Origin of the sequence: Neorhizobium sp. T7_12, from assembly GCF_002968535.1 — a bacterium.
In the GTDB taxonomy this organism is placed as follows: Bacteria; Pseudomonadota; Alphaproteobacteria; order Rhizobiales; family Rhizobiaceae; genus Neorhizobium; species Neorhizobium tomejilense.
Map to the genome: position 1 here is coordinate 482,397 of NZ_PVBK01000003.1, position 25,989 is coordinate 508,385.

The window sequence follows — 25,989 nt, forward strand, 5'->3', positions numbered from 1 at the left end:
AGTAGCCCGGTCGCCGGTGCTGCCGCTTTGCGCGGAGGTTCAGTCGAATTTTTCCAGATAGGGCAGGTCATGCGGATGCACTTCCCGCGTGACCCGCGTGATGCGGTCGATCGCCCGCTGACGCGAAACCTGCAGATGCTCTCGCAGGGATCTAGCTGCGTCTCCCACCCTGCCGGCCTGAAGCCGCTCGACGATTGCCATATGTTCCGGCAGGAAGGGCTCCGAGCCGAACAACCGCGGCATCCACTGATAGAGGAAGCGATGCGCGACGAGTAGCGCCTGCGGCAGGCCGATCGCCTGCATCAGCGTGCGGTTGTCGCAGTGGCCGAGCAGGGTGACATGCAGCTCCTCCTCCAGCCGGTCGAGATCCGGGCCCGTAAGCTCGGCCGCATTGTCCATGGCCGATTGCAGATGGTCGCGCATGACGGCAAGGACTTCGGGCGAAACCCTGGGCGCCGCCTTTTCAAGCGCCACGGGCTCCAGCAGCCAGCGCAGTTCGTAGAGTTCACCGACGTGATCCGGCGTCATGGCCGGCGCGACCCAGCGTGCCCGCTCATCCTTGCGGACGATGCCGCGTTGCTGCAGCCGACCGACGACGTCACGGGCCACCGTGCGGCTGACGTCGTAGAAGCGGGCAAGTTCTGCTTCGTTGACGCGCCAGCCGGCGAAGAAACATCGTGCGGCAATCTCGCTTTCCACCTCGCCGTAGATTCTTTCCCAGCTTGACAACTGGGTGAGGCGCGGCTCATCGGCCATATGGGAAAGCTCCGCCGGTCGCGCTGCTTTTCCCGGCTCCGAGGCGCTTACCTGGTAGCCGCGGCCGGCCGATTTTTCGATAAACCCTTCGCGCTCCAACTCCGCCAGAGCCTGCCTCGCCGGCGCCCGGCTGATCCCGAACTGCTGGGCGATCGCGCTTTCGGTGACGCGCCTGCCCGGCGGAAGCACACCCTGCGCTACCTGCCCTGCTATGATCTCGTAGACCTGCTGGTAGAGACGAGGCGCAGCACCGCCTGCGACCTTCGGCCGACGCTCCTCCGCATTGGCCACGCGCCCGTCCACCATCTTGCCTCCCTGCTTCCGGCCCCCGCTTTTGACGCCTGGGCGGCCTTCAGGTGAGGAAACTATCAGGTGGACTGCATCCCTTCAATTCGCCGGCTTCACCGGCCGAACCGAAGCTCGCCATGTCGTGATCCACAAACCGTCTTGCCAAACGTCAAATGATGTCTAGTGTACACACTAGACATTTGATGCGCCTGTGGGAGAGGAAGGTGGATGGTCGGTCGTTTGGCAAAGAAGCGCGCTCTGGTGACAGGTGCCGGCCAAGGCATCGGCCGGGCCATTGCCGTCGTCTTTGCCGAAGATGGAGCGACGGTCGTGGCGACGAGCCGCACGCCGTCCAAGATGGCCGATCTTGCCGATCGTTCGTCCGCCATCGAGATCGTCGGGCTCGACGTCACGGATGCTGCGGAGGTGAAGGCGGTGCTTGGCAAGGCCGGGCCGATCGACATTCTCGTCAATTGTGCCGGTTGGGTTCACAACGGCTCGATCCTCGATTGCGAAGAAGAGGATTGGCAAAAAAGCATCGACCAGAATGCGACATCCGCCTTCCGTACCATGAAGGCAGTCCTGCCCGGCATGATCGCGCGCGGCAGCGGCGCAATCGTCAATGTCGCCTCGGTGGCCTCGAGCATTACCGGAGTTCAAAACCGGGTCGCCTATGGCGCAAGCAAGGCGGCGCTGATCGGCCTTACCAAGGCCGTGGCGCGGGACGTGATCGCGACCGGTGTGCGCGTTAACGCGCTTTGCCCGGGCACGACGCTTTCGCCCGGCTTGCAGGGTCGGATCGACGAGGCGGCCGATCCGGAAGAGATGCCGCGCAGCTTCATGTCCCGCCAACCGATGGGCCGGCTGGGCACGGTGGAGGAGATGGCGGCGGCGGCCGTTTTTCTCTCCAGCGACGAAGCAGCATTCATGACCGGGCAGATACTCGTAATCGACGGAGGACAGACGCTTTGAGTCAGACTTCAGCCACCGAGGATATGGTCCATGCGGGAATCGGCGATGTCGAGCGGTTCTGCCGCGCGGCTTTTGTCGCCGCCGGGGCGGAAGAGGCGACCGCGGATGCCGCGACCCGGGCGATGATGCATGGCTCGCAGCTCGGCGTGGATAGCCACGGAGTGCGCCTGCTCGACCATTATATCACCGCAATGACCGGCGGCCGGGTGAACAAGCGCCCGAACATCACTGTGACTCAGTCCGCGCCGGCGGTAGCTTTGCTCGATGCCGATCACGGCCACGGGGCGCTTGCCGCATATCGCGCGATGGACAAGGCGATCGAGCTTGCCGACACATGCGGCATAGGCGTCGTCTCGATCCGCAACAGCTCGCATTTTGGCCCGGCCGGCGCCTATGCGCTCGATGCGGCGCAGAGAGGGTATATCGGCGCTGCTTTCTGCAATTCGGACAGTTTCGTACGTCTGCACGACGGAGCGATGCGGTTCCACGGCACCAATCCGATCGCGTTTGCCGTGCCTGTCGCCGGTCAAAGGCCCTGGCTGCTCGACATGGCGACGAGCGCCATTCCCTATAACCGCGTGAAGCTCTACCGCAGCCTCGGCCGCGAGCTTCCGGCGGGCGTCGCCTCGGATGTCGAGGGCCGCGACATCCGTGATCCGTCGCTGGCCGAGATGCTGGCGCCGGTCGGCGGCGAGTTCGGGTTCAAGGGTGCGGGGCTGGCGGGCCTGGTGGAAATCCTGAGTGCGGTTCTGTCGGGCATGCGGCTGAGCTTCGACCTCTTGCCGATGAACGGCCCGGATTTTTCCACGCCCCGCGCTCTTGGCGCTTTCGTATTGGCCATGAAGCCCGGCGCTTTCGTGCCCGAAGAGGTCTTCACCGCCGGCATGCAGCGTTATGTCGAGGTGTTGCGCTCTTCGCCGCCGCGCGAGGGCATGCGGGTGATGGCGCCGGGCGACCGCGAATGGATGGTCGCCGACGAGCGTGAACAGCGTGGCGTTCCACTGGATCCGGCAACGCGGGAGGCGTTCGTAAAGCTTGGCGAACGCTTCGGGTTGGAGACCCCCGCGCTGTTGCCGTGACGACTGCCGGCGAAGGAGCCGGCAAGGCAAAGATGTCCAGAAGACACGAAGAGGAGGAGAGCATGCGCATTTCTGCAAAGAGACTGCTGCCGCTTCTGGCGGCTGCCGGTTTGGCCGCGCTGACGACGGCGCCGGCAAGCGCCCAGCAAAAATTCACCCTGCGCTTCAACCACGTTCTGGCGCCGAGCGAACCGTTTCATGCGGGTTTCCAGGCCTGGGCAAGGAAGGTGGACGAGCGGACCAAAGGCGGGTTGAAGCTGGAGGTGTTCCACAGCGCCCAGCTCGGCGTCGAGGAAGACATTATCGAACAGATCCGCCAGGGCGCCAATGTCGGCCAGAACACCGATTCCGCCCGTCTCGGCAATTACGTCCCCAGCATCGCGGTGATGAACGGCCCTTATTTCGTCGACACGCTGGAGGATGTCTGGAAACTTTCGGAAACCCCATCACTGAAGAAATGGCAGGACGAGCTCGCGTCCAGCCATGGTCTGAAGGTCGTCTGCTTCGACTGGGTGCAGGGTTTCCGCCATTTCTTCACCAACAAGCCGATCAGGACACCACAGGACCTCGCTAGCCTGCGGATCCGCACCCCGCCTGCACCGATCTGGCAGGAATCGATCCGGGCGCTGGGTGCAGCGCCGACCGCCATGGCCTTTGGCGAAATGTACCCCGCCCTGCAACAGAAGGCGATCGACGGGGTCGAGCTCGTTTATGCCAACATTCCGGGCGGGCGCTTCTACGAGGTGCTGAAATACGCCAACGAGACCAAGCACATCATGCTGATCAACTTCCAGGTGGTCAGCGCCGATTGGTTCGCCAGGTTGCCGCCGGAATTCCAGACGGCGCTTGTCGAGGAATGCCGGGCGGCCGGCCGCGAGACCTCGCAGAAGATCTCGGTCTCGGCGGACACGATCAAGGCCGATCTCCAGAAGCGCGGCATGCAGGTCGTGAGCGACATCGATCTTGCTGCGTTCAGAAAGGCCGGCGAGGCCGCCTATTCGAAGCTCGGCATTCTGGAGGCCAGGAACGCCGTCCGGGCGGAGCTCGGCAAGAAATAGGAGCCGCGGTTGGACGATCGGAACGGCCCGCGAAAGGACGAGATGATGATACGCTTTTACGATTTCATCGGAAAGATCGAGGCAATCGTCGCGGGTACGTTTCTGATCCTCATGACCTTGCTGATCTTTGTGGGCGGGCTTGCCCGCTTCTTCAGTTATCCGCAGAACTGGACGATCGACGTGGCGACCTGCCTGTTCGCCTGGTCCTGCTTTCTGGCCGCCGACATCGCCTGGCGCAAGAACAGCATGATGGCGCTCGACGTGTTTACCCTGCGGATGCCGGAAAAGCTGCAGAAGACGCTGCGCCTGGTCAACTATGTGCTGATCGTCGCCTTCCTGCTGTTCATCATGTATTACGGGTTCACCCTTACCTGGATCAGCCGCATCCGCTCCTTCCAGGGCATTCCATGGGTCAGCTATTCCTGGGTGACGTCAAGCCTTCCCGTGGGCGCGACACTTCTGCTTGCCACCACGCTCCTTCACATCCGGGCGGACCTGCGCGGTGAACACGTCGCCAATGCCGCCGTCGACGTGGTGTGAGGGCGCGCCATGCTGCTTGTGGCGATCGTATTCACCGTCCTCCTCGTCATCGGGATGCCGATCGCCTTTGCGGTCGGCATTTCCGGCGTGGTCTTCTTCCTGCAGAACCCGGACCTGCCGCGCACCATGACGGTTCAGCTGACGGTGACGGAGACGCAGAATTTCGCGCTGCTCGCCGTGCCGCTCTTCATCCTCGCGGGAAACTTCCTGAACTCCTCGGGCATCGCCCATAACCTCCTGAAGCTCGCGTCGGTGCTGACCGGGCGACTGCAGGGCGGCCTGGCGCAGGTGTCGATCGCGCTTTCGACGCTGATGAGCGGCGTGACCGGCTCGTCGATCGCCGATGCGGCGATGAATACCCGCCTGCTCGGCTTCGAGATGCTGAAGCGCGGTTTTTCGAAAGGTTATGCGGCCGGCGTGCTGTCCTACGGTTCGCTGATGGCGCCGATCATTCCGCCCGGCATCGGCTTCATTCTCTACGGCACCGTCGGGCAGGTCTCGATCGGCCGGTTGTTTGCTGCAGGCATCATTCCGGGTTTCATGCTCTGGGCGGCACTTGCCGTAACCATCTCGATCACCGCCCGCAAGCATGGCTACAAGCCGGAACTGGACCGCGCACCGACGCCGTCCGAGGTCGTCAAGGCCTCGATCGCCGGCAGCTGGGCGATCCTCTTCCCGATCATCCTGATCTTTGGCCTGCGCTTCGGCGTCTTCACACCCTCGGAAATCGGCGCTTTTGCCGTCGTCTATGCGTTCCTGGTCGGAGTCTTCGCCTATCGGATGCTGACCTGGACGAGCTTCAAGCAGGCGGTCGAGGCCAGCCTGATCGACGTGGGCGCGGTGATGTTCCTGCTCGCGCTTTCGGCCGTGTTCGGTTACGGCATCATCTTCGAGCGCATTCCGGAGGTGATCTCCACATGGATGCTCGGCATCACCGATGATCCGACCATCGTCATGGTGATCATCGTGCTGTTCATCCTGGTGGCCGGCACGTTCATGGAAGGCTCGGTGCTGATCGTCATGCTGACGCCGATCTTCATGCCGCTGATCCAGCAATACGGCATCGACCCTGTGCATTTCGGACTGGTCTTCATCATCGCGGCGACGATCGGCAATTATACCCCGCCGGTGGGTGGGGCGATGTTCGTCGTCTGCCAGATCCTCCGATGCCCGATCGAAGATTACGCGCGCGAATCCATGCCCTTCCTGATCGCGGTATCGCTGGTGACGCTCATCCTGATCTTCATGCCCGGGATCGTGCTCTACATGCCGAACCTGCTGTTCAATCCGTGAATCCGGGTCAGAGCAGGTGTCACCGCTATGCTATAGAATCGCAAAGATAGGCTCCAGATACAACAATGCCCAGGTGCGGGGCAGTATCCGGCACCTGGGCCCGTTCGGTGTTGGAAAGCCTTACGCGGCGGTTTTCTCCGCCTCGACATAGCCCGTTTCGAGCCGCGGAAGAGCGGAATCGGCCGCGATCTCGATCCTGCGCGGCTTCATCGCTTCCGGGATTTCGCGCTTGAGATCGACGGTCAGCAGACCGTTTGTAAGGCTGGCGCCGACGACCTTGACGTGGTCGGCAAGCTGGAAGCGGCGCTGGAAGCTCCGCCCGCCGATGCCGCGATGCAGGTACTGACCTTCATCCTCCTTGGCCTTCTGACCGGAGACAAGCAGCATGTTCTGCTCCTGCGTAAGGGTCAGTTCGTCCTGTGCGAAGCCGGCAACCGCCATGGTGATGCGGTAATCGTCTTCGGTGGTCTTGAGAATATCATAGGGCGGCCAGCTGTCGATCACGTCGAAGCTGCCTGCCTTTTCCAGCAGGTTGAACATTCGGTCGAAGCCGACGCTCGACCGGAACAGGGGAGAGAAATCGAGGTTTGTTCTCATAGCCATATCCTCCTTGGAAGCAACATGGAACAGGAGACGCTGAGACGCTGCCAGCGCCTCCGGACTTTGTGTCGATCCCCTCAGGCGATCGACATTACTGATATAATTCAGCGGGTTGACGTTTCAAGACTCTCGAATTCCTCAAGCAAAAAAAATGGAATTTTGCCTTCTCGCCTCCATATAAGCGGGTGGAAGCATGGAAAGGAAGAGATCATGACAATGACTTCAGAGGACGTCATCGCCGTACTCGGCCCCGTCGATCGGACACTTGTGACCGAGGTGATCGCAACCGGCGCGACCCAGGCCGAACTGGCCGAAGCCTGGGCCTGGATCAGCAACGACGAAGCCCTGATGGGCGAAGGGCGGCATCTGCCGATTGGCAGGGTTGCCGTCCTTGTCGATCTGCTCGCCGCCGACGAGGAAGAGCAAGCCGAATAAACCCGGCAGTGGTTCCGATCGGGCCTGGTGCCCGCTCACGCGATCGTCAAAACCCGAACATCGCCTTTGCGGTCGATAACATCGACCACGACCTGGCGGCGTGAGCGGCGGATGGCAATGTCGGCCGATCCGGTGCCGATCATAAGATGCCGCAAGGTGACCTCGTCGAGGAATGCCGGAAGCTGGGGCTCGTTGAAGCTGATCTGCAACGCATTCGGATCGAAATCGAGACCGAGGCATGATTGCAGCAGCGAAAGCGGAGCAGCCGCGGCCCAGGCCTGCGGGGAACAGGCGACCGGATAGAATGTCGGCCCCTGCGCGCGCTGTCGGGGCAATCCGCAGAAAAGTTCGGGAAGCCGCCGCATGTCGATATAGGTCGAGGCTCCAAACAGTCCATCGAATATCCGCGCCGCTTCCGCGCGAAAACCATATCGCGCCAGACCGCTGGCGATCAGCGCATTGTCATGCGGCCAGACCGAGCCATTGTGGTAGCTCATCGGGTTGTAGCGCGCCTCCCTCGACGCGATGGTGCGAATGCCCCAGCCGCAGAAGGAAGATGCACTCATGAGCGTATGGGCGACCCGTCCCGCCCTTTCTGGATAGGCAATGCCGGTGAAAAGCGCGTGGCCGGCATTCGACGATCGAACCCGGCACGGCCGTTTGTCCCCATCCAGAGCCAGCACGTAAGTGCTGAGCTCCTCGTCGAAAAAGGCCGCATCGAACGCGCGGCGCAGGCCTTCCGCCCTGGCCAGAAGGTGGGTGACCTGTTCCGGCCGATCGAGCCGACGGAAGATCTCGGCAGCACTTTGCCACGCACCGTAGACATAGGCCTGCACCTCGGCAATGGCGATGGGACCTCTGGCCAGCGTTCCGTCGGCATGGAAGACGGAATCCTGGCTGTCTTTCCATGCCTGGTTGATCAGGCCTTCTTCCGTCTGGCGCCCGTACTCGACGAAACCGTCGCCGTCGCGATCGCCGTGCTCGTCGATCCATGTCAGCGCCGCTTCGATATGCGGCAGAAGACGGAAGATCGTCGAAAGGTCGCCGGTCCGCTTCAGGTACTCGCCGGCCAGCATCAGGAACAGCGGTGTCGAATCGATGCTGCCGTAATAGCGCCGGAAGGGAACTTCTCCGAGTTCGGCCATTTCGCCGTAACGCACCTCGTGCAGGATCTTGCCCGGCTCCGCATCCGAGGCCGGGTCCAGCTCCGTTGCCTGGTTGGCCGCCAGATGGCCGAGCACGCCGCGAGCGATCTCCGGGTCGAGCCACAGCGTTTGCAGCGCGGTGATAAGGGCGTCGCGGCCGAACACGGTGCTGAACCACGGGATGCCGGCATAGGGATAGGGACCTTCCGGTTTGTCGGTCATCAGCATGTAGAGATCGGAAATGCTGCGGCGGGCCGCCTCGTTGAAGATCTCGTTCGACGTCATGATCGACGCCGCGCGCGAAGACGCGGCGCGCAGGGCCCGTCGGGCATCCCGCAAGGCAAAAAAGAACGAGCGGTAGCCGGCCCTATCGGTTTGCGCCGCCTGGTCGCAGCCGATCTCGATGAACAGCGACCGGCTTTCGTGCGGTGCCAGATCGAGTTCATAGACGACAAGGTCGCTGCCGAGCTTGTCCGGCTGCGGATCAAAGGAAAGCCGTGTCAGCCGTTTCTTGCTGTCCAGACCGATATAGGAAAGCAGGATCGAGCCCTGCTCGATGACCGCCGGAAGATGGCGCCCTTTTCTTGCCCTCACGGTACCGCGGACTTCGAAAAGGTCAGCAAAGTCTGTCGCGAATGCGATCTCCATGCAAATGTGCTGCGGTCGCTCGTCATAATTTTTGACGGTCAGCCGCTCGTAGCAGTTTGCCTTCCACAAGAAGCGCGACCGGCGCAGATGGATGAGGTCATGCTCGAGGATGAGCCTGCCCTTGCCGTCGAAGAGGTCGGGGTTGGTCAGGTCGCAGGTGAGTGTTGCGTTGTCGTCGCGCAATGTCGACGACAACAGCATCGGGCGCCGGCCATTGATCGACAGGTAGAGGTGAGAAAGATAGCGCGTGTCGCGGTGGAAGAGGCCTTCCGGGCTGCCCGGGCCGGAGAGCGCATCGCCGTTGTGATCGAAGACGGCGAAGGTATCGCCGTGCTTCAGGGTACGTGGCCGCCGCTCCTGCAGCGATGCGGCAGCGGGGATGAAGAATTGCGCGACCGGTGCGCCTGGGCCGGCCAGCACCCCGGTCGGGTTGTCCGCAGAGGCGATCGACATGGCTTCTCCTCAAGATTTCAGGCGACCACCTGCAGGTCGAGCGCCTGGCCGGTTGATCGGCGGATAGGTGCGGCCTTGGCGCGGACGCCCGGCAGATTGCGATAGAGTTCGAGATAGTCCCGTGCCATTCGTTTGGCCGTGAAGCGTTTCTCGAATGTGGCGCGCACTTTTCTCCGATCCATCCGCAATGCCCATTCGACATTTTCGGCAGCCTCAGTCACGCTGTCGACCAGAATGCCGGAAACGCCGTCGTCGATCACCTCCGGAGCGGAGCCGCAGCGGAAGGCGATAACCGGCGTGCCGCACGACATGGCCTCGATCATCACCAGCCCGAAGGGTTCCGGCCAATCGATCGGGAAGAGCAGGGCGCCGGCATTGCCGAGGAAACCCGCTTTCTGGTGCTCGTCTATCTCGCCGATGAATTCGACATTCGGATGGCTCTTGACCATTGGCTCGATCACCGCCTCCCAATAGGCCTTGTCGGCATTGTCGATCTTGGCCGCGATCTTCAGCGGCATGCCGACCTTTGTCGCGATCTCGATTGCGCGATCCGGCCGCTTCTCTGGCGAAATACGTCCGAGGAAGGCGAGGTAGTTGCCTTTCGGTGTAGCGGTAAAGGGAAGGAGGTCGGCGGGCAGGCCGTGATAGACGGTTCCGGACCAGTTGACCGGCGGCATCGGGCGGCGCTGATCGTTGGAGATCGAGACCAGCGGGATATCGGGAAAGGTCCGATAAAATGGATGCAGGTCCAGCAGGTCGAGGCGACCATGCAGGGTGGTCACCGTGCGGTCGGCAAAATCACGGATCAGCGGGAAATGCAGCAGGTCGATATGAAAATGGAGAACATCAAACTCGGACGCCCGGCGGCGGATTTCCTCCAGCATGACCATTTGATGCGGCAGGTGGTCTCTGACGGCCGGGTTGAGCCGCAGCGCGACCTGCGAACACGCCACCAGCTTCGCGTCCGTGACGGAATCGGCGCTGGCAAAGAGAGTGACGTCGTGGCCCTGGGCCACAAGTTCTTCGGTGAGATAAGAAACGATGCGTTCGGTCCCTCCGTAAAGCTTCGGCGGAACGCTTTCGGCGAGCGGTGCGATCTGAGCGATCTTCATCGGCAAAACCTCCTCGTGAGAGCAAAGAGTCGTCGGCAAAAATCATGTCCGCGCCCGTCAGGACGGCACGCGGCGGCTTGGAATGTTCAGGTTTCAAACAACTGACGGCGACGTCCGTTCCAGTAACCGCACAGGCCAAAACGGTCGCGAAGCCGTCGGTTCCGTGGCTTTCTGCGGTCGTTCCTGCCGGGTTCCGCCAAAACTCGCGGTCTTTTCGCTGGAAGAGGCTCGCCGCCGCCGTCGAGCGCTTTCAGGGCCTCGAGGATTTCGTCATAGGTGACGACGGTTTCCATGCCCGGATAACGGCGCAAGGCCGGCATGGATTCGATGGCGGATATGTCGGAAGCCCATGATGCGAGGATCGCCCGCTTCTCGTCCCTGCCAACGTGTTCGGCCGCCAGCACGTCCCGCGGGTGGTCGAAATGCGAAGCCGGGTGCAGCAGATGGGCGGCGCTGATTGCCGCTGCGGCCTGCTCTGGTGCGGTATTCTCGGTATTTTCCTTTCTCATCGTGTAACCCCATTGCTGGAGATGGCGATTTCGCCCGGTGGTCGATTGTTCGTTGAGCGGGTTGGCCCGCCCTGGGACAGGGCGGGCCGGATCATCACTCAGAAGTCCATGCCGGCCCCTGCGGGCATGGCAGGAGCAGCTTCCTTTTTCGGCTTTTCGGCAATCATGGCTTCCGTGGTCACGAGCAGGCCAGCTACGGAGGCGGCGTCCTGGAGCGCTGCACGGACGACCTTGGCCGGATCGATGACGCCCTGGGCGTAAAGGTCGCCATACTCGCCGGTCTGGGCGTTCCAGCCGTAGGAGAACTCGCTCTTCTCGCGCAGCTTGCCGACGATCACGGAACCTTCGGCGCCGGCATTCTGGGCGATCTGGCGAACGGGAGCCTCGATCGCGCGGCGGACGATCTCGACGCCGACCCGCTGGTCCTGGTTGGCGGTGCCAAGGTTGTCGAGTGCCTTGACGGCGCGCAACAGCGCAACACCGCCGCCGGGCAGGATGCCCTCTTCGACAGCGGCCCGCGTCGCATGCAACGCATCGTCGACGCGGTCCTTCTTTTCCTTCACCTCCACTTCCGTCGAGCCGCCGACGCGGATCACCGCTACGCCGCCGGCAAGCTTTGCCAGACGTTCCTGCAGCTTTTCACGGTCGTAGTCGGAAGTGGTTTCTTCGATCTGGGCGCGGATCTGGGTCGTGCGACCGTCGATCTCTGCCCCGGAACCGGCGCCGTCAATGATCGTGGTGTTCTCCTTCTCGATCGCCACCTTCTTGGCCCGTCCCAACATGTTCAGCGTGACGTTTTCGAGCTTGATGCCGAGGTCTTCGGAGATGACGGTGCCGCCGGTCAGGATGGCGATGTCTTCGAGCATGGCCTTGCGGCGGTCGCCGAAGCCCGGAGCCTTGACGGCAGCGATCTTGAGGCCGCCACGCAGCTTGTTGACGACGAGCGTCGCAAGCGCTTCGCCTTCGACGTCTTCAGCGATGATCAGCAGCGGCTTGCCGGACTGAACCACGGCTTCGAGCACCGGCAGCATGGATTGCAGGTTGGAGAGCTTCTTTTCGTGGATCAGGATATAGGGATCCTCGAGTTCCACCCGCATCTTGTCCTGGTTGGTGACGAAGTAGGGGCTGAGATAACCGCGATCGAACTGCATGCCTTCGACGACTTCGAGTTCGGTTTCGGCGGTCTTGGCTTCTTCAACCGTGATGACGCCCTCGTTGCCGACTTTTTCCATGGCTTCAGCCAGATACCGGCCGATTTCGGCATCGCCATTGGCCGAGATGGTACCCACCTGGGCGATTTCGGAATTGTTCGAGATCTTGCGGGCGTTGGCCTTCAGTTCCTTGACGACCGCATCGACGGCAAGGTCGATGCCGCGCTTCAGGTCCATCGGGTTCATGCCGGAAGCGACGGCCTTTGCGCCCTCCCTGACGATCGCCTGGGCAAGCACGGTCGCAGTCGTCGTGCCGTCGCCGGCCAGGTCGTTGGTCTTCGATGCCACTTCCCGCAGCATCTGCGCACCCATGTTTTCGAACTTGTCGTCCAGTTCGATTTCCTTGGCGACCGATACGCCGTCCTTGGTGATGCGGGGTGCCCCGAAGGACTTGTCGATCACGACGTTGCGGCCCTTCGGACCGAGCGTCACCTTCACGGCATTGGCCAGGATGTCGACCCCACGCAACATGCGTTCACGGGCATCGGTGTTGAACTTGACTTCTTTCGCAGCCATTTTTCACTCCTCGATTAGGCAGCTTGCTTGACTGATGGATGGTGTTCTCAGGCGGCCTTCTTCTGCTCGGCCCGGGCCTCGATGATGCCCATGACGTCGCTTTCCTTCATGATCAGCAGGTCTTCGCCGTTGATCTTGATCTCGGTGCCGGACCACTTGCCGAACAGGATGCGGTCGCCAGTCTTCACGTCGAGTGCCTGGACCTGTCCGGCGTCGTTGCGGGCGCCAGGGCCGACGGCGATGACCTCGCCTTCCTGCGGCTTTTCCTTAGCAGTGTCGGGAATGATGATGCCACCCTTGGTCTTTTCTTCCGATTCGACCCGGCGGACGAGAATGCGATCATGAAGCGGTCGGAACGACATGTTTTCCTCCAATGGACAAACAATGATGACGTTGTTCCCCCGCCCGGACCGGATGACCAGTCCGGGCGGGTGCAAAACCTCTCACGAGCATTTTGCGCGAAATGATCTGGTTTTCCGATTTTTCAATTTCAAGAGGGCGAAGACGAAAAATCAGCACTTCGTCGAAGCGGCTGCTAACATGCTGATAAGGAACAGAAATCAGAGCCCGGCGTTTGGAATTCGGTTGAAGGTCTGTAAAAAATCAGGCCAAGTTTCGAACTGTCATTAAACGGAGATGAAGCATGCAATTTTCATCGGATCTCGAGCGGCAGCTGAACGGCTATGGTCTTACGACGGCGCATATTCTCTACCACATTCCAGATTTCGAATCCGTCCTGCAAACCTATGTCTGGCAGGATTACGATCTGGCCCCGGGGTTTCCCGAGATGCAGAAATTTCTGGATTTCTGGCAGGCCAATCTCGACGGACCGCTGCATTCCGTTCGTTATACCCACCAGCGCCTGATCGGGCCCAATGAGTGGCGTCGCGTCGAAGGCGAGTTCAAACTGCACTGAGACTTGACCTTTTCCCTTTTGCTTTAAAAGGCCTGGAAAAGCCCTGACATCAGCCGTCGGTAGTCCTCCTCGGGCGGACCGTAGGCGTCGTGGGCGAACTCCTCCATTGCAGGCCTGTCCCGGATGGTGATCATCCCTCGCTGCGAGCGGATGAACAAATTGCCCTCGAGGATGTGCAAGGAACTGGTCACGCTCGGGCGCCGCACGGCCAGCATCACCGAAATGAAATCGTGGGTAAGGGGGATTTCATTTCCCATCAAGCGGTCGTGGCACATCAGCAACCAGCGGGCCAGTCGCTCATCTACGCCATGGACAGCGTTGGACAATGCGGTATAGGCCACCTGAGCCGTGAACGCTTCGACGGCGCGCAACAGGAGCTTTGCAAAGTTCCTGTTTTCCTGTTGGAGGCTGACGAACTGTGGAAGCGTCATCCGGTAAGCCTCACCTGCCACCTGCATGTTGCAGTCGAAGATATTGACGTTGCTTCCCATGGCCGCGGACGTCGGGAAGAACCCTTCGTTGCCGAATATGCCCGCTTCGGCCCTTTGTCCTTCCGGTGAAACGGCAACCATCGACGCGATGCCGTCTGTCGGAAAATAGACATGTTCGATCTGTTCATGGCGCATGCCCAATGGGGTGCGGCGCGGCAGATCGATATGCTCCAAATGACGTTCGACTTGCTCGAAGTCGGCGCTTGGCAGTGATGCGAGGAGCTTGTTGCGCATGGATGTTTGGGAAATTGCCGTCATGGTTCTCTTGGCCGGTGTTGGGGCAAGAGTAGCCACTCTCAGCCGTCTGCGCCCTGAGAATTCAGCAGACGATATCGGCAGTATACAAGCTTCCAAATACCGCGGTGGTTTGGTGCGCCAGCGGACAATCCGTCGCTCCAAGTCCGCCAACTGCAGGTATTTGTCCTGTGCGGAGGGTATTTAGTCCCGTAGACAATTCTAAAATACTAGATATATTCATATCCTTATCAAACGATGTGCTTTGGCGGGAGGAGCTAGTCGCGACCCTGGAGCACTCGAATGCCGAAATTCTTCCTTCACCTGAATTATTTGTCTGCGCTCGTGATCGATGATCCTGACGGCTCGGACCTTCCCGATCTTCAAGCTGCGACCACGGAGGCGACCCGAGGCATCCGCGATCTCGCCGCAGACTGCCTTCGCGGCGGTGGGCAGTTCGGTCTTCGCAGTATCCGTGTCTGCGACGCAGCGGGGGACCTTCTTTCGGAGGTCACGGTTCATCAGGCGCTCGCCGGCATCATTCCTTCCGGTGCGGTTGAACCTCCGCCGGCTGTTTGAACGGCCATGTTCTCAGCGACTATGTGACGACTGTTGGCCGGGCAGCCAGTTCATGATCATGCCCTCAGGCCATAACGCGGATGCGTGAGAGTTCGCTCGATGCCGCGAAGCTCCGCCAGCCCCTTCAGCCGCCCGATGGCGGGATAGCCCGGCTGCGCACCGCGGGCCAGGTCGTCGAGGATTTCCTGCCCGTGATCCGGCCGCATCGGGATGCGGTGATCCTCGCGGCCTTCCCCGCGCCGACGGGCCTCTTCCGAAAGCAGCGCGGCGATCACGGCAACCATGTCCGTTGCGCCTTCCAGGTGCTCGTCCTCGAAGAAGGAGCAGGGGACCGTGTCGGTGTCCCGCGTCACATTGCGCAGATGCACGAAATGGATGCGGTCGCCAAAGCGCGAGGCGATGAAGGGCAGATCGTTATCGGCTCTTGCGCCCAGCGAGCCCGTGCAGAGCGTCACGCCATTGGCGCGCGCGCCGACCTGATCCAGCATATGTGCGTAATCGGCTTCGGTCGACAGGATGCGCGGAAGGCCGAGCAACGGCCAGGGCGGATCGTCGCCATGGGCGCAGAGGTTGATGCCGACTTCTTCCGCCACGGGCGTGACTTCCATCAGGAAGTCGACGAGGTTCTGCTGCAGTCGTGCCCGGTCGATGCCCTGGTAGGACCGCAGCTTTTCCAGCAGCTGGTCGAGCGTATAGCCGTCCGCCGAGCCCGGCAGCCCGGCGCCGATGTTCTTGCCCAGGGCTGCGATCTTTGCATCCGCCATTTCGGAACGCCGCTTCGCCGCATCCTCCTGCAGCCATTCCGGATAATCGCCGTGGGCCTTGGGACGTTTGAGGATATGGATATCGAAGGCGGCAAAATCGGTCAGGTCGAACCGCATGGCCTTGGCGCCATGGCGGGTGTCCCAGCGCAGGTCCGTGCGTGTCCAATCGAGGATCGGCATGAAATTGTAACAGACCGTGCGGATGCCGGAGGCCGAGAGACGCCGCAGCGTTTCCTGCCAGTTGGCGATATGGCGCTTCCAGTCGCCGGTCTGCGTCTTGATGTCTTCGGAGACTGGAACACTCTCAACGACATCCCACACCAGGCCGCCAGCCTTGATCTCCTCATGCCGCCTGGCGATTTCGTCGACCGGCCAGACCTCGCCGGTCGCAATATGATGGAGCGCCGAAACGATGCCTTCCGCGCCGGCCTGCGCGGCATCTCTCACGCTCACTTTGTCGATCGGGCCGAACCAGCGCCACGTATGTCTCATGTCTTGTCCCTCACGATTATTCGGTCTGCTGGAATGTGATCTGCACCTTGCAGGCCTTGGAACGGTCCGCAGCCTGCTCGAAAGCCGCGGTCACCGCATCCAGCGGGAAGCTGTGCGAAATGATCGGCCGCACGTCGATATGCCGCCTGGCGATCAGAGCGACCGCCTCGGCGAATTCCGCATGGAAGCGCTGCGAGCCGCGCCAGACAATCTCCTTGCCGACCAGCGCGTTGAGCGGGATGGTCATGTCACCCGTCACGCCGACCTGGACGAGGGTTCCGCGCGGCTTGATCGCGGCAAATGCCGATCGCAGGGCCGCACCTGAAGCCGAGCATTCGAACACTACGTCGAAACTGCCCTTGTTCTCCTGGAAGGGAAGAAGCCCGTCCGGATTGGAAGCCACGTTGATCGTCTCGGTCGCGCCCATGGACGGTGCGCGCGACAGTGCCGCATCGGCCAGGTCCGTCACCACGATCCTGGCGGCGCCCGCATGCCGGGCCGCGGCGACCGTCAGAAGCCCGATCGGACCTGCGCCCGTGACCAGCACGTTGCGACCCGACAGGTCCCCGGCCTGGGCGACAGCATGCAGGCACACGGCAAGCGGTTCCGCGCAGGCGGCCTCGCCCGGCGTCACATCCTGTCCCACCGGATGGCACTGGATCGCGGGGACGACCAGCCTCTCGCGGAACATGCCGTTTTCGTGCGGCAGGCGCATCGCCGAGCCCATGAAACGCATGTCGAGGCAATGGATCGGCTGGCCGGTCCGGCAGTATTGGCAATCGCCGCAGGGCTGCGACGGATTGACCGCAACCAGTTGCCCGAGTTCGAGCCCTAAAACCCCTGCGCCCAATGCTTCGACGAAGCCGGAGGCCTCGTGGCCGGCGATGATGGGTTCGCGAACCCGCACCGGCCCGAATCCGCCATCCTGATAGTAGTGAAGATCGGAGCCGCAGATGCCGCCCGCCGCCATTCCAAGCAGCACGTCGCCTGGGCCGAGGTCGGGGGTATCCAGCGTCTCCACTCGGAGGTCACGCTGAGCGTGAAGGCGGGCAACGCGCGTCTGCATCGCACTGGTACCTTTCGTTCAAGAGGCGCCGGTCCACCGCACGTGGACCAGGGCGGTTATCGGATCAGGCCCAGCTGGGTGGGCAGCCAAAGCGTGATCGCCGGGATGAAGGTGATAAGACCGAGCGCGATGAACAGCGGGATCATCCAGGGCAGGATGGCGAGCGCCGTTCGCTCCACCGACAGTTTGGAGATGCGGGAGAGGACGAAGAGCACCATGCCGACCGGCGGCGTCAAAAGGCCGATCATCAGGTTGAGGGTGATGATGAGACCGAGATGCACCGGATCGATGCCGTAGCGTGCGGCCACGGGCATCAGGATCGGCACCAGGATGCTGATGGCGGCGATCGTATCGAGGAAGGCGCCGACGATCAGAAGCAGAATGTTGACGATGATCAGGAAGGTCCACCAGCTGTCCGTCAGGCTGAACATGAAGTTGGAGAACAGCTGTGCCGCCTGGCTGACCGTCAGCAGCCATGCGAAGATGGATGCCGCGGTGACGATGAACAGAACGGAGGCCGTCGTTTCGATCGTGTCGAAGGATGCTTTGGCCAATGCCCTTAGCGTCATGGTGCGATAACGCACCAGGCCGAGGAAGAGCGACCAGAGGACCGCAGCGACGGCGGCTTCGGTGGGCGTGAACCAGCCCATGGTCATGCCGCCGATCAACAGGACAGGCGTCATCAGCGCCATGACTGCGGAAAAGTCGAAATACCAGTCGAGCGCCACCAGAAACGCAAGTCCGATCAGCACCGCGACATTGACCGACAGGCCCGCCAGGATCATCAGGTAGACGGTGGCGGGGAAGGCAAGCACGATCGCCACTTCGAGGGAGGCGCCGAGCAACTGTTTCAGCTCGAAGGGGGTATCGGAGCCCCAGCCCTTGCGTTTGGCGAAAATATAGACGGTGAGCATCATCAACGATGTCATCACGATGCCGGGAATGATGCCCGCCATGAACAGGGCGCCGATCGATGCATTTGCCATCATGCCGTAGATGACGAAAGGCAGCGACGGGGGAAAGATCGGGCCGAGCGTTGCCGACGCCGCGGTAACGCCGACGGCTGCCTCGACCGGATAGCCGTGGTCTTTCATGGCTTTGATTTCGATCGTGCCGATACCGGCGGCATCTGCCAGCGCCGTTCCGGACATGCCGGAAAAGACCACCGAGCCGATGATGTTGACCTGCGCCAGGCCGCCCTTCATCCAGCCGACGAGCGAAAGCGCAAATCGATAGATGCGCCCGGTGACGCCGGCAATGTTCATGAGGTTGCCGGCCAGGATGAAGAACGGCACGGCAATCAGCGGAAAGCTTTCGACGCCGGCGATCATGCGCTGGGCGGCGATGATGTCGGGCGCCACGCCATAGATCACCAGGTAGAGCAGCGAGGCGACAGCCATGGACACGGCGACCGGCGAGCCGATCATCAGAAGTACGAGGAATGATCCGATCAGAAGCAGCATGTCAAATTCCCCCCGCGTGAATGTCGTCCTGCGCCTGCTCGCGCACGGTCTTGCTGCCGGTCAGGTCCTTGATCAGGTTGTGGGCGGACCGCAGGAACATCAGGGCGAAAGCTGCAAAGACTGTGTAGAAGACGATGCCGCGCGGCAGGTCGACCGTGACCATTCGCTCCTCCCCGACGATCTCGAGATAACGCCACATCAGCCATGTGATATAGGCGAAGAAGGCAATGCTGATCGCATCGACCACGAGTTCCAGGAGCCTTCCGGCCCGCTTCGACAGGAAACGGTAGAGCAGATCGACATGGATGTGCCGGACCATTCGCACGCACATCACGGAGCCGAGAAACACCACGACGACAAGGCAGTTGGCGGCGATTTCCTCCGTCCATGCGAAGCTGTCGTTCAGCACGTAGCGTGTGAAAAATTGCAGGAATACCGATAGACCCATGGCCCAGAAGACCGCAAGCGTCACCCAGTCCTCGATGGCATAGGGAGACAGGTCAACGGGCGCTGCTTCCTCCTCAAAGGCATGCGCCATTTCTTCCACGCTTATCGGCGCGTGCGAATGCTCCGTCATCGGGTCCACTCCGTTCATGAAAAATCGCAAGAGGTTGCCCCGACGCGTTGCACGCCGGGGCTGGGGTCGTCACTTCAATGCGCGGATGGCTTCCCAGTCGGCCTTTTCGTAGCCGAAGTCCTCGAGCTTCACCTTGTCGATGACGTTCTTCTCGAAGTCTGCCTTATCGATGTCGGTAACGGTCAGGCCCTTCTTCTTGAATTCATCGACGAGCGCCTTTTCGCGGGCTTCGATGGTCTTGGTCGTGCGGGCTGCGGCTTCCAGCATCACATCCGTGAAGATCTTCTTGTCTTCGTCGGAGAGGCTGGCCCAGCGGGTCTTGGAGACGACGGTATTGAGATGATCGACGATGTGGCCGGTCAGCACGATGTTCTTCTGAACCTCGTAGAACTTCTTGGCCTCGATCGTCGTCAGCGGATTTTCCTGCGCTTCCACCGTACCGTTCTGCAGCGCCAGGTAGACTTCCGCAAAAGCAATCGGCGTCGTGTTTGCACCGCAGGCGCGCGGCATTGCCAGATAGGCCGGAACATCCGGTACGCGCATCTTCAGGCCCGCCATATCGGCGCATTTCGAAATCGGGCGATTGGATGTGGTGTGGCGCGTTCCATAATAGCTGAGAGCGACGATGTGGTTGCCCGTCTTGTCTTCGTAGCCCTTGGCGAGCTTCTTGAAGACGTCGCTCTTCGTATAGGCCAGAAGATGGCTCGGGTCGCGGAAGATGTAGGGATAATAGGTGACCCCGATCGGCTTGTGGTCGCGCGCCGCAAAGCTGGAGCCGGAGATGATGATGTCCACGGTGCCGAGCTTGAGGCCCTGGTTGATATCGGCTTCTTTTCCAAGCTGTGAAGCCGGATAGACGTCGATCTTGTAGCGGCCATTGGTCCGCTTGGCGATCTCGCCGGCAGCCCAGACCGAGTCGGTGTGGAAAGGCTCGGGTGTCTCATAGACATGAGCCCATTTCAGCACGGTTTCGGCATGCGCCGAAAGCGTCGATGCAACGATGATGGCAGCGGCGCCCAGCAATGTCTTCAGTCGGTGTTTCATTCTTTCCTCCCAGGTGAAACGGAACTGTATGGTCGACCCGGCCGCAATGGCGGACGGTCAGTCTTCTCTGGTCGGCTCCTCCTCGAAGCTTTCCGAGAATCTCTTTTGCGCCAGCGTCAGGTGACGACGCATGGCCTCGCGCGCCGCGGCGGGGTCCCCCGCGGCAATGGCGTCACGAATGACACGGTGCTCCTCGAGCGCCAGCTTCCAGGTGTGCGGCCCTTCGAAGTAGCTGGCGAGCTTGGTGAAATAGGGCGACATCCGCGTGTCGTAGATCAGCCCGGTGAAGTGCTTCAGCGCCGAATTGCCGATGATGTCGGCGATCGCCGTGTGAAAGTCGCGGTCGCAGGCAAGAGCGACCGGGCCGTCGTTCAGCGACTGCTCCATGCGCTCCAGCAGCAGATCGATGCGGGCAATGCCGTCGGGCGTTACGAGACGCGCGGCCTCTTCCGCGATGCCGCTTTCGATCAGGCAGCGCGCCTGAAGAATTTCGAGGGGGCCGCCGCCTTCGTCGTTCGGCAGGACACTCGCGGGCTGTTTCGGGGCGCTGGAGATGTAGACGCCGGATCCCATCCGGATCTGGATCCGGCCTTCGACCTCGAGCACGATCAGTGCCTCGCGGACTGTCGGCCGGGAAACGGAAAATCGCTCGGCAAGCTCCCGTTCGGGCGGAAGCCTTGATCCCGGCTTCAGTTCCCCCGTGTCGATCAGCACACGAATCTGCTCCGCGACCTGGCGATAAAGCCGGCGCGGCTCCAACGCCACGAACATCGAACTCCTCCGAGCGCATCACTCCCTTGATGCGCAGGCGGTCAGACTGTCTGACCAATTTCTACTATGAGTGAATTGGAAAGTCTGTCAAGCCGCAGATGGCCGGGAACCGGATTTCATTCCGCGCCCGGTGTTTCGGTTCTCAAACCCGCTATCAGCATTTCCACGAATGCGGAGACTTTCGGCGGACGGAAGCGTGCCGCCGGATAGACCGTGAACACGCCACCCGAGGGCAGCTGCCAATCGGGCAGGACGTGAATCAGGCGTCCACTGGCCAGTTCAGCGTTCGCGAGAAAGTCCGGCAGGACCGACAATCCGCCACCTTGCCGCGCCGCTTGCATGACCGCCGGCGTGGTATTGATCGCGATCGACGCCTTGAACCGCACCGTCAGCGTCTCCTGACCGCCGCGCGTGAACCTCCACTCCAAGGGTTCTCGTAGCGCGTTGTTGGCAACAAAAGGCAGGGTGGGTAACTCGGCGAGCCCATTCAGGTCCGCTATTCTGCCGGCAAGCTGTGGCGGACCGACCAGGTATTGCTGAAACGAGCCGATCCGCCTGGCCTGCAGGCTTGAGTCGGCGAGCCACCCGACACGAATGGCGAGGTCCATATTGTCGGCGACCAGATCGACCATCTTGTCGCTGAGGTTCAGTTCGACCTTGCAATCCAGATAACGGGCCGTGAAGGCGGTGACCACCGGCACGATGACCGAGGTGCCATAGTCATAGGGCGCCGTGATCCTCAACAGGCCTTTGGGTTCTGACCTGGCTTGCGCCAGTTCCGCCAGCGCATCCTCGGCCTCCCTCAGGATCGATACGCATCGGGCGTGAAACATCCGGCCCGCCTCGGTCGGCTGCAGACGCCGCGTCGTGCGCATCAGCAACGTCGTGCCGACCTCCTTTTCCAGCCTTGCAACCTGCTGGCTGACGACCGCCTTGGTGATGCCGAGATACTCGGCCGCCCGGGTGAAAGACCCCGCATCGATGACAGCCACGAAATAGGCGAGCCGGTTGAGATTGGTCGCATCCTGCATGAAGGCTTCCCCTGTGATTGTCAGCTCTTAGCATACATTCTGTCGTGTTTGTTGGTCTTCCTGGTTCTATTTCCTCATGTCATTTACGGCTTCACAAGCAGCGCGGCATGAGCGTCAGGATCCACATCCCCCATCGGCTGGATCCGCTGCCGGGATCAGACCGGCATCCCATCAGGCTGCCAGCCCAGTCGTCATAACCTGAATTCCAGAGACCGAACGCAACACCAGGAGACAGCGATGTTCACAAGGAGAACGATGATGAAAACCACTCTCGGCGCAGGCGCCACCGCCGTTTTTGCGCCCGTGGGTCTCGGCCATGCCGCCACCGGCCTGACGTGGAAGCACTTTCCTGCCGGGCAGAACGGGTTCTTCCGCAGCCCGGTCCTGGTCTCCGGCGCAACGGAAGCCATATTGATCGACGGCGGCTTCACGCTCGCCGACGGCAAGGCTGTCGCCGAAGCGATCAAGGCCACGGGCAAGACGCTCACCACGATCTATGTCAGCCAGTCCGATCCGGATTATTATTTCAGCCTTGGCCCGACCAAGGCTGCCTTCCCGGGTGCCAAGGTGATCGCGGCCGCGGCCACTGTCGCGGCCATCAAGAGCAGTGTCGAAAAAAAGCTTGCTGTCTGGGGGCCGCAGCTCAAGGAGAACGGCCCGCAGGCGCTGGCCGACATCGTCATGCCGGAAACCTTTGACGGCAAGGCGCTGACGGTTGACGGCGAAATCGTCGAGATCGTCGACGCGGAAGGCCTGTCCAATCGCCGTTATCTCTTCGTCCCGTCGTTGAACGCCGTATTCGGCGGCGTGATGATCTTCAACGGTGTTCACGTCTGGACGGCCGACACCAACAGCGCCGAATTGCGGGCCGCCTGGATCGCCAATCTCGAGAAGATCGCAGCGCGCATGCCGGTAATCGTGGTCGCCGGCCATATGACCTCGGAAGCGTCGACCGACCTTTCGGGCGTCGCACATACCATCGCCTATTTGAAGGCGTTCGAGGAAGAACTGGCAAAGGCCAAGGGTTCGGCCGGGCTGAAGGCGGTAATGGAAGCGCGCTTCCCGGGGCTTGGCATGGGCATCGCGCTCGACATAGGCTCCAAGGTCGCCACTGGCGAAATGAAGTGGGGCTGACCGCAACGCGTGCAAATCTCGCTCCCACCCGTCCCTGTTAGCGGGAGGGTGGTCTCAAGATAAGGGTCGCAATCTTGTTGCGGCCCTGCATCCGATGGGACCGGCGTGCGCTTGGCAGCAGCACTTTCAGCTTCGACATCCGGGTGCTAGACGCTGGATTTTGCGTCTGAAGGATATTCCCATGAAGAAATTGATTCGCCTGCTGCTGACGGTCATCCTTGCAATCATTGTTCTCGTCGGTTTCCGCTGGCATCGCTATGTCACCAATACTGACAGCCCCTACGATGAAGTCGGCATCACGCTCAATAGTTCCATGCCCGGTCCGATCAACAGCTGGGGGTGCGCCAGGCTCAAGGCCACCTTTGCCGGTTCCTTGCCGCCCTACGGCTGTGCCGCAGGCAATGCGACGCAGTGGCGGTAGACAGCCGCACCAGTCGCGTCAAAGCCGCAGGATCTATTCGCGTCGCCCCTTGACGGGCACCAATCTAAACAATGCCGAGACGCCAAGCGTCTCGGCCCACATCAACTCAAGGCGATAAAGCTCCAGCAGATTCCCAAAACTGCTGACCCCAGAAGCGTCGTGATGACCGACAGGCCAAAGCGGAAGATGGATATGGCGGCGATGGCCGTCAAAACGAGTGAGGGCAAAATAACCGAGCTCAAGACAGGTATATCCATGGACCACGGACCCGCCGATATCTGGCGAACCTCGCCAAACAGGACGTGCAGGCCGAACCAGACCGCGAGGTTCAGGATCACGCCGACGACGGCGGCGGTAATTGCCGACATTGCCCCCGTCAGGGCGACGTTGCCCCGCATCTTTTCGATGAATGGGGCGCCTGCAAAAATCCAGAGGAAGCTTGGCAGGAACGTAACCCAGGTCGTCAGGATGGCGGCGAGGGTCGCTGCGGTCAGCGGATTGATCGCTCCCGGATCACGATGGCCCGCAAGGAACCCGACAAATTGCGTGACCATGATCAATGGCCCGGGTGTCGTCTCCGCCATGCCGAGTCCATCGAGCATTTCACCCGGACGGAGCCAGCCGAACTGCTCGACGGCCTCCTGCGCGACGTAGGCGAGCACGGCATAGGCGCCGCCGAAGGTGACGACCGCCATCTGACTGAAAAACACGCCGATTTGCGAAAATACGTTGTCACGGCCGAGCGTCAGCAGCAGAACGGCGACCGGAAGGAGCCACAGCGCCGCAAGGATGCCTGAGGTCTTCAGCGACCAGGCCAGGTTCGATCGCGCATGGACGGGAATGTCTTCGCCGAGAACGGAGTCCCGATCTTCGAGGATTTTGCCGGAACCGGATTTGTGCCCGCCGCCGACCCTGAACGCAGCGACCCCGGCACGGCCGCCAAAATATCCGATGGCACCAGCACCGATGATGATCAGCGGAAACGGCACGTGAAGGAGGAAGATCGCCACAAACGCGGCGGTGGCGATCGCCACCATCACCTTGTTCTTGAGGGCGCGACTGCCGATCCGAAAGACCGCCTGAATCACGACAGCGAGCACGGCACATTTCAGGCCGAAGAACATCCCCTCGATGACGGTCACGTCGCCGAAGAGGACGTAGATGTAGCTCAGCGCCAGGATCGAGATGAAACCGGGTAGAACGAATAGAAGGCCGGCAATCATGCCGCCCTTGGTTTTGTTGAGCAGCCAGCCGAGGTAGATGGCGAGCTGATGGGCCTCGGGACCAGGCAGAAGCATGCAGTAGTTGAGGGCGTGAAGGAAACGATGCTCCCCGACCCAGCGCTTTTCGTCGACGACGATCCGGTGCATCACCGCGATCTGGCCGGCCGGGCCGCCGAAGCTGAGTGCGGCGACCCGTGCCCAGACCTTGACGGCTTCGGAGAGAGGCACGATATCGCCCCCGGCGACCGGCTGGCTGATGGTGAGGTTTTTCGCCGTATCAGTCATGGCCCTATCCCTTCCTCGGATTTGGCCAGTTATGCGTCTCCTCCGTGGCGTCGCGGCACCAGCGATACATCGCGTCATAGACCAACAGGCCGGCCTCCAATTGCTCAAGATCGTCGTTGAACATCCGTGACAATCCGAGCGAGATGGCCAGCAGACCCTGCGCTTCAGGGGCCAGCTCGGGTCGGGCCGTGTCGGCGCCCCGCACGATGGTGGCGAGATGCAAAAGAGCGTCGCTCTTCAATCCGAACTCGTCGATCATCACGTCGAAGGTGCACAGTTCCCCGCGATGGCTCCAGAACACGTCCTCGATGTCAAAAGGTGTCGCGTTGAAGCGGTCGCCCACCAGTGCCACTTCGCTCGCCGGAACGAACAGAAAGATCGCGGCAGGATCGACGAACCGACGGATCAGCCACGGACAGGCGATGCGGTCTATCTTCGGGCGGGACCTCGTCACCCACACGGTTCGCCCTTGGACGTCGCGCGACGGGAGTTTATCCTCGGGAACGAGAATCCCTTGCGAGTCGCGCCAGGCCTCGAACCCGCCTTCCAGCGTTTCGGCTTGTTTCCCCATTGCCCTGAGATGTGCCGCAACGCCATGGCCAAGCTTCTGTCCTCTCTGGCAAAGGACAATGGCAGGACCGGCTATCTCGGTGCCCCATTCGGTAACGCGGCGAAAATCCCGACGGATCGATCCGGGGATCAACCGAGGATCGCTTCCGAAATCCTCGTCGTTGCGGACATCGATGATCGTCGGCAGATTGGGCGTACCGATGATGCGGGCGAGCTTATCGGGTGTGATTTCTAGAAATGACGGCATGACGCGTCCTCCGTTGTTGCGGGTTCATGGACGCGATTCTTCGGCCGTGGCCTCGTGGGGTGATCG

27 protein-coding genes are annotated in these 25,989 nt (G+C 61.5%); 10 read left to right on the plus strand and 17 right to left on the minus strand.

The genetic code is table 11. The features are described from left to right. Window positions 1-39 precede the first annotated feature (39 nt). A complete protein-coding gene (locus C5J26_RS11225; protein WP_105401818.1) occupies window positions 40-1,062 on the minus strand; it encodes a GntR family transcriptional regulator in 1,023 nt (340 codons plus the stop codon). 210 nt (window positions 1,063-1,272) lie between these two features. Here C5J26_RS11225 and C5J26_RS11230 point away from each other — a divergent pair, with 210 nt between their 5' ends. From C5J26_RS11230 to C5J26_RS11250, 5 genes are all read left to right on the plus strand, one after another. After that, complete coding sequence (locus C5J26_RS11230) at window positions 1,273-2,016, plus strand: SDR family oxidoreductase (RefSeq protein WP_105401819.1); 744 nt, start codon at window positions 1,273-1,275, stop codon at window positions 2,014-2,016. A gap of 23 nt (window positions 2,017-2,039) precedes the next feature. After that, complete coding sequence (locus C5J26_RS11235; RefSeq protein WP_105401820.1) at window positions 2,040-3,095, plus strand: Ldh family oxidoreductase; 1,056 nt, start codon at window positions 2,040-2,042, stop codon at window positions 3,093-3,095. Window positions 3,096-3,157: 62 nt separating this feature from the next. Continuing rightward, a complete protein-coding gene (locus C5J26_RS11240; protein ID WP_105401881.1) occupies window positions 3,158-4,153 on the plus strand; it encodes a C4-dicarboxylate TRAP transporter substrate-binding protein in 996 nt (331 codons plus the stop codon). 42 nt (window positions 4,154-4,195) lie between these two features. Beyond that, window positions 4,196-4,693 carry a TRAP transporter small permease gene (locus C5J26_RS11245; RefSeq protein WP_245441147.1) on the plus strand — a complete coding sequence of 166 codons (498 nt, stop codon included), beginning with the start codon at window positions 4,196-4,198 and terminating at the stop codon, window positions 4,691-4,693. A gap of 9 nt (window positions 4,694-4,702) precedes the next feature. After that, the gene (locus C5J26_RS11250) at window positions 4,703-5,986 is read left to right on the plus strand and encodes a TRAP transporter large permease (RefSeq protein ID WP_105401821.1); all 1,284 of its coding nucleotides are present in this window, start codon (window positions 4,703-4,705) and stop codon (window positions 5,984-5,986) included. Between the two features lie 120 nt (window positions 5,987-6,106). On the opposite strand, the gene C5J26_RS11255 is transcribed toward C5J26_RS11250, so the two are convergent. Next, window positions 6,107-6,583: an Hsp20 family protein gene (locus tag C5J26_RS11255; RefSeq protein WP_105401822.1), complete on the minus strand. Its 477-nt coding sequence runs from the start codon at window positions 6,581-6,583 to the stop codon at window positions 6,107-6,109. 213 nt (window positions 6,584-6,796) lie between these two features. On the opposite strand from C5J26_RS11255, the gene C5J26_RS11260 reads away from it, so the two are divergent. Further along, window positions 6,797-7,021, plus strand: a complete 225-nt coding sequence (locus C5J26_RS11260; RefSeq protein WP_105401823.1) for a hypothetical protein — start codon at window positions 6,797-6,799, stop codon at window positions 7,019-7,021. Window positions 7,022-7,056: 35 nt separating this feature from the next. On the opposite strand, the gene C5J26_RS11265 is transcribed toward C5J26_RS11260, so the two are convergent. From C5J26_RS11265 to groES, 5 genes are all read right to left on the minus strand, one after another. After that, window positions 7,057-9,267, minus strand: coding sequence for an amylo-alpha-1,6-glucosidase (locus C5J26_RS11265; protein WP_105401824.1), 2,211 nt, complete (start codon window positions 9,265-9,267; stop codon window positions 7,057-7,059). Window positions 9,268-9,284: 17 nt separating this feature from the next. After that, on the minus strand, window positions 9,285-10,379 hold the full coding sequence (locus C5J26_RS11270) for a glycosyltransferase family 4 protein (RefSeq protein WP_105401825.1): 1,095 nt from the start codon (window positions 10,377-10,379) through the stop codon (window positions 9,285-9,287). Between the two features lie 86 nt (window positions 10,380-10,465). Next, on the minus strand, window positions 10,466-10,888 hold the full coding sequence (locus C5J26_RS11275; RefSeq protein WP_105401826.1) for a hypothetical protein: 423 nt from the start codon (window positions 10,886-10,888) through the stop codon (window positions 10,466-10,468). A gap of 98 nt (window positions 10,889-10,986) precedes the next feature. Further along, window positions 10,987-12,615: a chaperonin GroEL gene (groL, locus tag C5J26_RS11280; RefSeq protein WP_105401827.1), complete on the minus strand. Its 1,629-nt coding sequence runs from the start codon at window positions 12,613-12,615 to the stop codon at window positions 10,987-10,989. A 47-nt stretch (window positions 12,616-12,662) separates the two neighbouring features. Continuing rightward, window positions 12,663-12,977 (minus strand): co-chaperone GroES, encoded by a 315-nt coding sequence (gene groES, locus C5J26_RS11285; RefSeq protein WP_105401828.1) that lies wholly within the window; start codon window positions 12,975-12,977, stop codon window positions 12,663-12,665. Window positions 12,978-13,258: 281 nt separating this feature from the next. On the opposite strand from groES, the gene C5J26_RS11295 reads away from it, so the two are divergent. Beyond that, complete coding sequence (locus C5J26_RS11295; protein WP_105401830.1) at window positions 13,259-13,531, plus strand: usg protein; 273 nt, start codon at window positions 13,259-13,261, stop codon at window positions 13,529-13,531. 23 nt (window positions 13,532-13,554) lie between these two features. Here C5J26_RS11295 and C5J26_RS11300 read toward each other — a convergent pair whose 3' ends face one another. Then, a complete protein-coding gene (locus C5J26_RS11300; RefSeq protein WP_105401831.1) occupies window positions 13,555-14,280 on the minus strand; it encodes a Crp/Fnr family transcriptional regulator in 726 nt (241 codons plus the stop codon). Between the two features lie 279 nt (window positions 14,281-14,559). On the opposite strand from C5J26_RS11300, the gene C5J26_RS11305 reads away from it, so the two are divergent. Continuing rightward, entirely contained in the window at window positions 14,560-14,835 is a 276-nt protein-coding gene (locus C5J26_RS11305) for a hypothetical protein (RefSeq protein ID WP_105401832.1), read from the plus strand. Window positions 14,836-14,891: 56 nt separating this feature from the next. On the opposite strand, the gene uxuA is transcribed toward C5J26_RS11305, so the two are convergent. The 7 genes from uxuA to C5J26_RS11340 all read right to left on the minus strand — a co-directional run bounded on the left by uxuA (window position 14,892) and on the right by C5J26_RS11340 (window position 22,043). Continuing rightward, window positions 14,892-16,091, minus strand: a complete 1,200-nt coding sequence (gene uxuA / locus C5J26_RS11310) for a mannonate dehydratase (protein WP_105401833.1) — start codon at window positions 16,089-16,091, stop codon at window positions 14,892-14,894. 16 nt (window positions 16,092-16,107) lie between these two features. After that, window positions 16,108-17,157, minus strand: a complete 1,050-nt coding sequence (locus C5J26_RS11315; protein WP_105401834.1) for an L-idonate 5-dehydrogenase — start codon at window positions 17,155-17,157, stop codon at window positions 16,108-16,110. Between the two features lie 56 nt (window positions 17,158-17,213). Continuing rightward, window positions 17,214-18,620, minus strand: a complete 1,407-nt coding sequence (locus C5J26_RS11320) for a TRAP transporter large permease (RefSeq protein WP_046635894.1) — start codon at window positions 18,618-18,620, stop codon at window positions 17,214-17,216. Between the two features lies 1 nt (window position 18,621). Next, window positions 18,622-19,197: a TRAP transporter small permease gene (locus C5J26_RS11325; RefSeq protein WP_105401883.1), complete on the minus strand. Its 576-nt coding sequence runs from the start codon at window positions 19,195-19,197 to the stop codon at window positions 18,622-18,624. A gap of 69 nt (window positions 19,198-19,266) precedes the next feature. Continuing rightward, window positions 19,267-20,241: a sialic acid TRAP transporter substrate-binding protein SiaP gene (locus C5J26_RS11330; protein ID WP_105401835.1), complete on the minus strand. Its 975-nt coding sequence runs from the start codon at window positions 20,239-20,241 to the stop codon at window positions 19,267-19,269. A 57-nt stretch (window positions 20,242-20,298) separates the two neighbouring features. Continuing rightward, on the minus strand, window positions 20,299-21,012 hold the full coding sequence (locus tag C5J26_RS11335) for a FadR/GntR family transcriptional regulator (RefSeq protein WP_046635898.1): 714 nt from the start codon (window positions 21,010-21,012) through the stop codon (window positions 20,299-20,301). Window positions 21,013-21,128: 116 nt separating this feature from the next. Continuing rightward, window positions 21,129-22,043 (minus strand): LysR family transcriptional regulator, encoded by a 915-nt coding sequence (locus C5J26_RS11340; RefSeq protein WP_105401836.1) that lies wholly within the window; start codon window positions 22,041-22,043, stop codon window positions 21,129-21,131. Between the two features lie 237 nt (window positions 22,044-22,280). Between C5J26_RS11340 and C5J26_RS11345 the strand changes: the two genes are divergently transcribed. Then, complete coding sequence (locus C5J26_RS11345) at window positions 22,281-23,177, plus strand: MBL fold metallo-hydrolase (RefSeq protein WP_206051171.1); 897 nt, start codon at window positions 22,281-22,283, stop codon at window positions 23,175-23,177. Window positions 23,178-23,358: 181 nt separating this feature from the next. Continuing rightward, on the plus strand, window positions 23,359-23,598 hold the full coding sequence (locus C5J26_RS11350) for a hypothetical protein (RefSeq protein ID WP_105401838.1): 240 nt from the start codon (window positions 23,359-23,361) through the stop codon (window positions 23,596-23,598). Between the two features lie 101 nt (window positions 23,599-23,699). Here C5J26_RS11350 and chrA read toward each other — a convergent pair whose 3' ends face one another. After that, window positions 23,700-25,106 (minus strand): chromate efflux transporter, encoded by a 1,407-nt coding sequence (gene chrA / locus C5J26_RS11355; RefSeq protein ID WP_105401839.1) that lies wholly within the window; start codon window positions 25,104-25,106, stop codon window positions 23,700-23,702. 4 nt (window positions 25,107-25,110) lie between these two features. Next, window positions 25,111-25,923, minus strand: coding sequence for a sulfurtransferase/chromate resistance protein (locus C5J26_RS11360; protein ID WP_105401840.1), 813 nt, complete (start codon window positions 25,921-25,923; stop codon window positions 25,111-25,113). Window positions 25,924-25,989 lie beyond the last annotated feature (66 nt).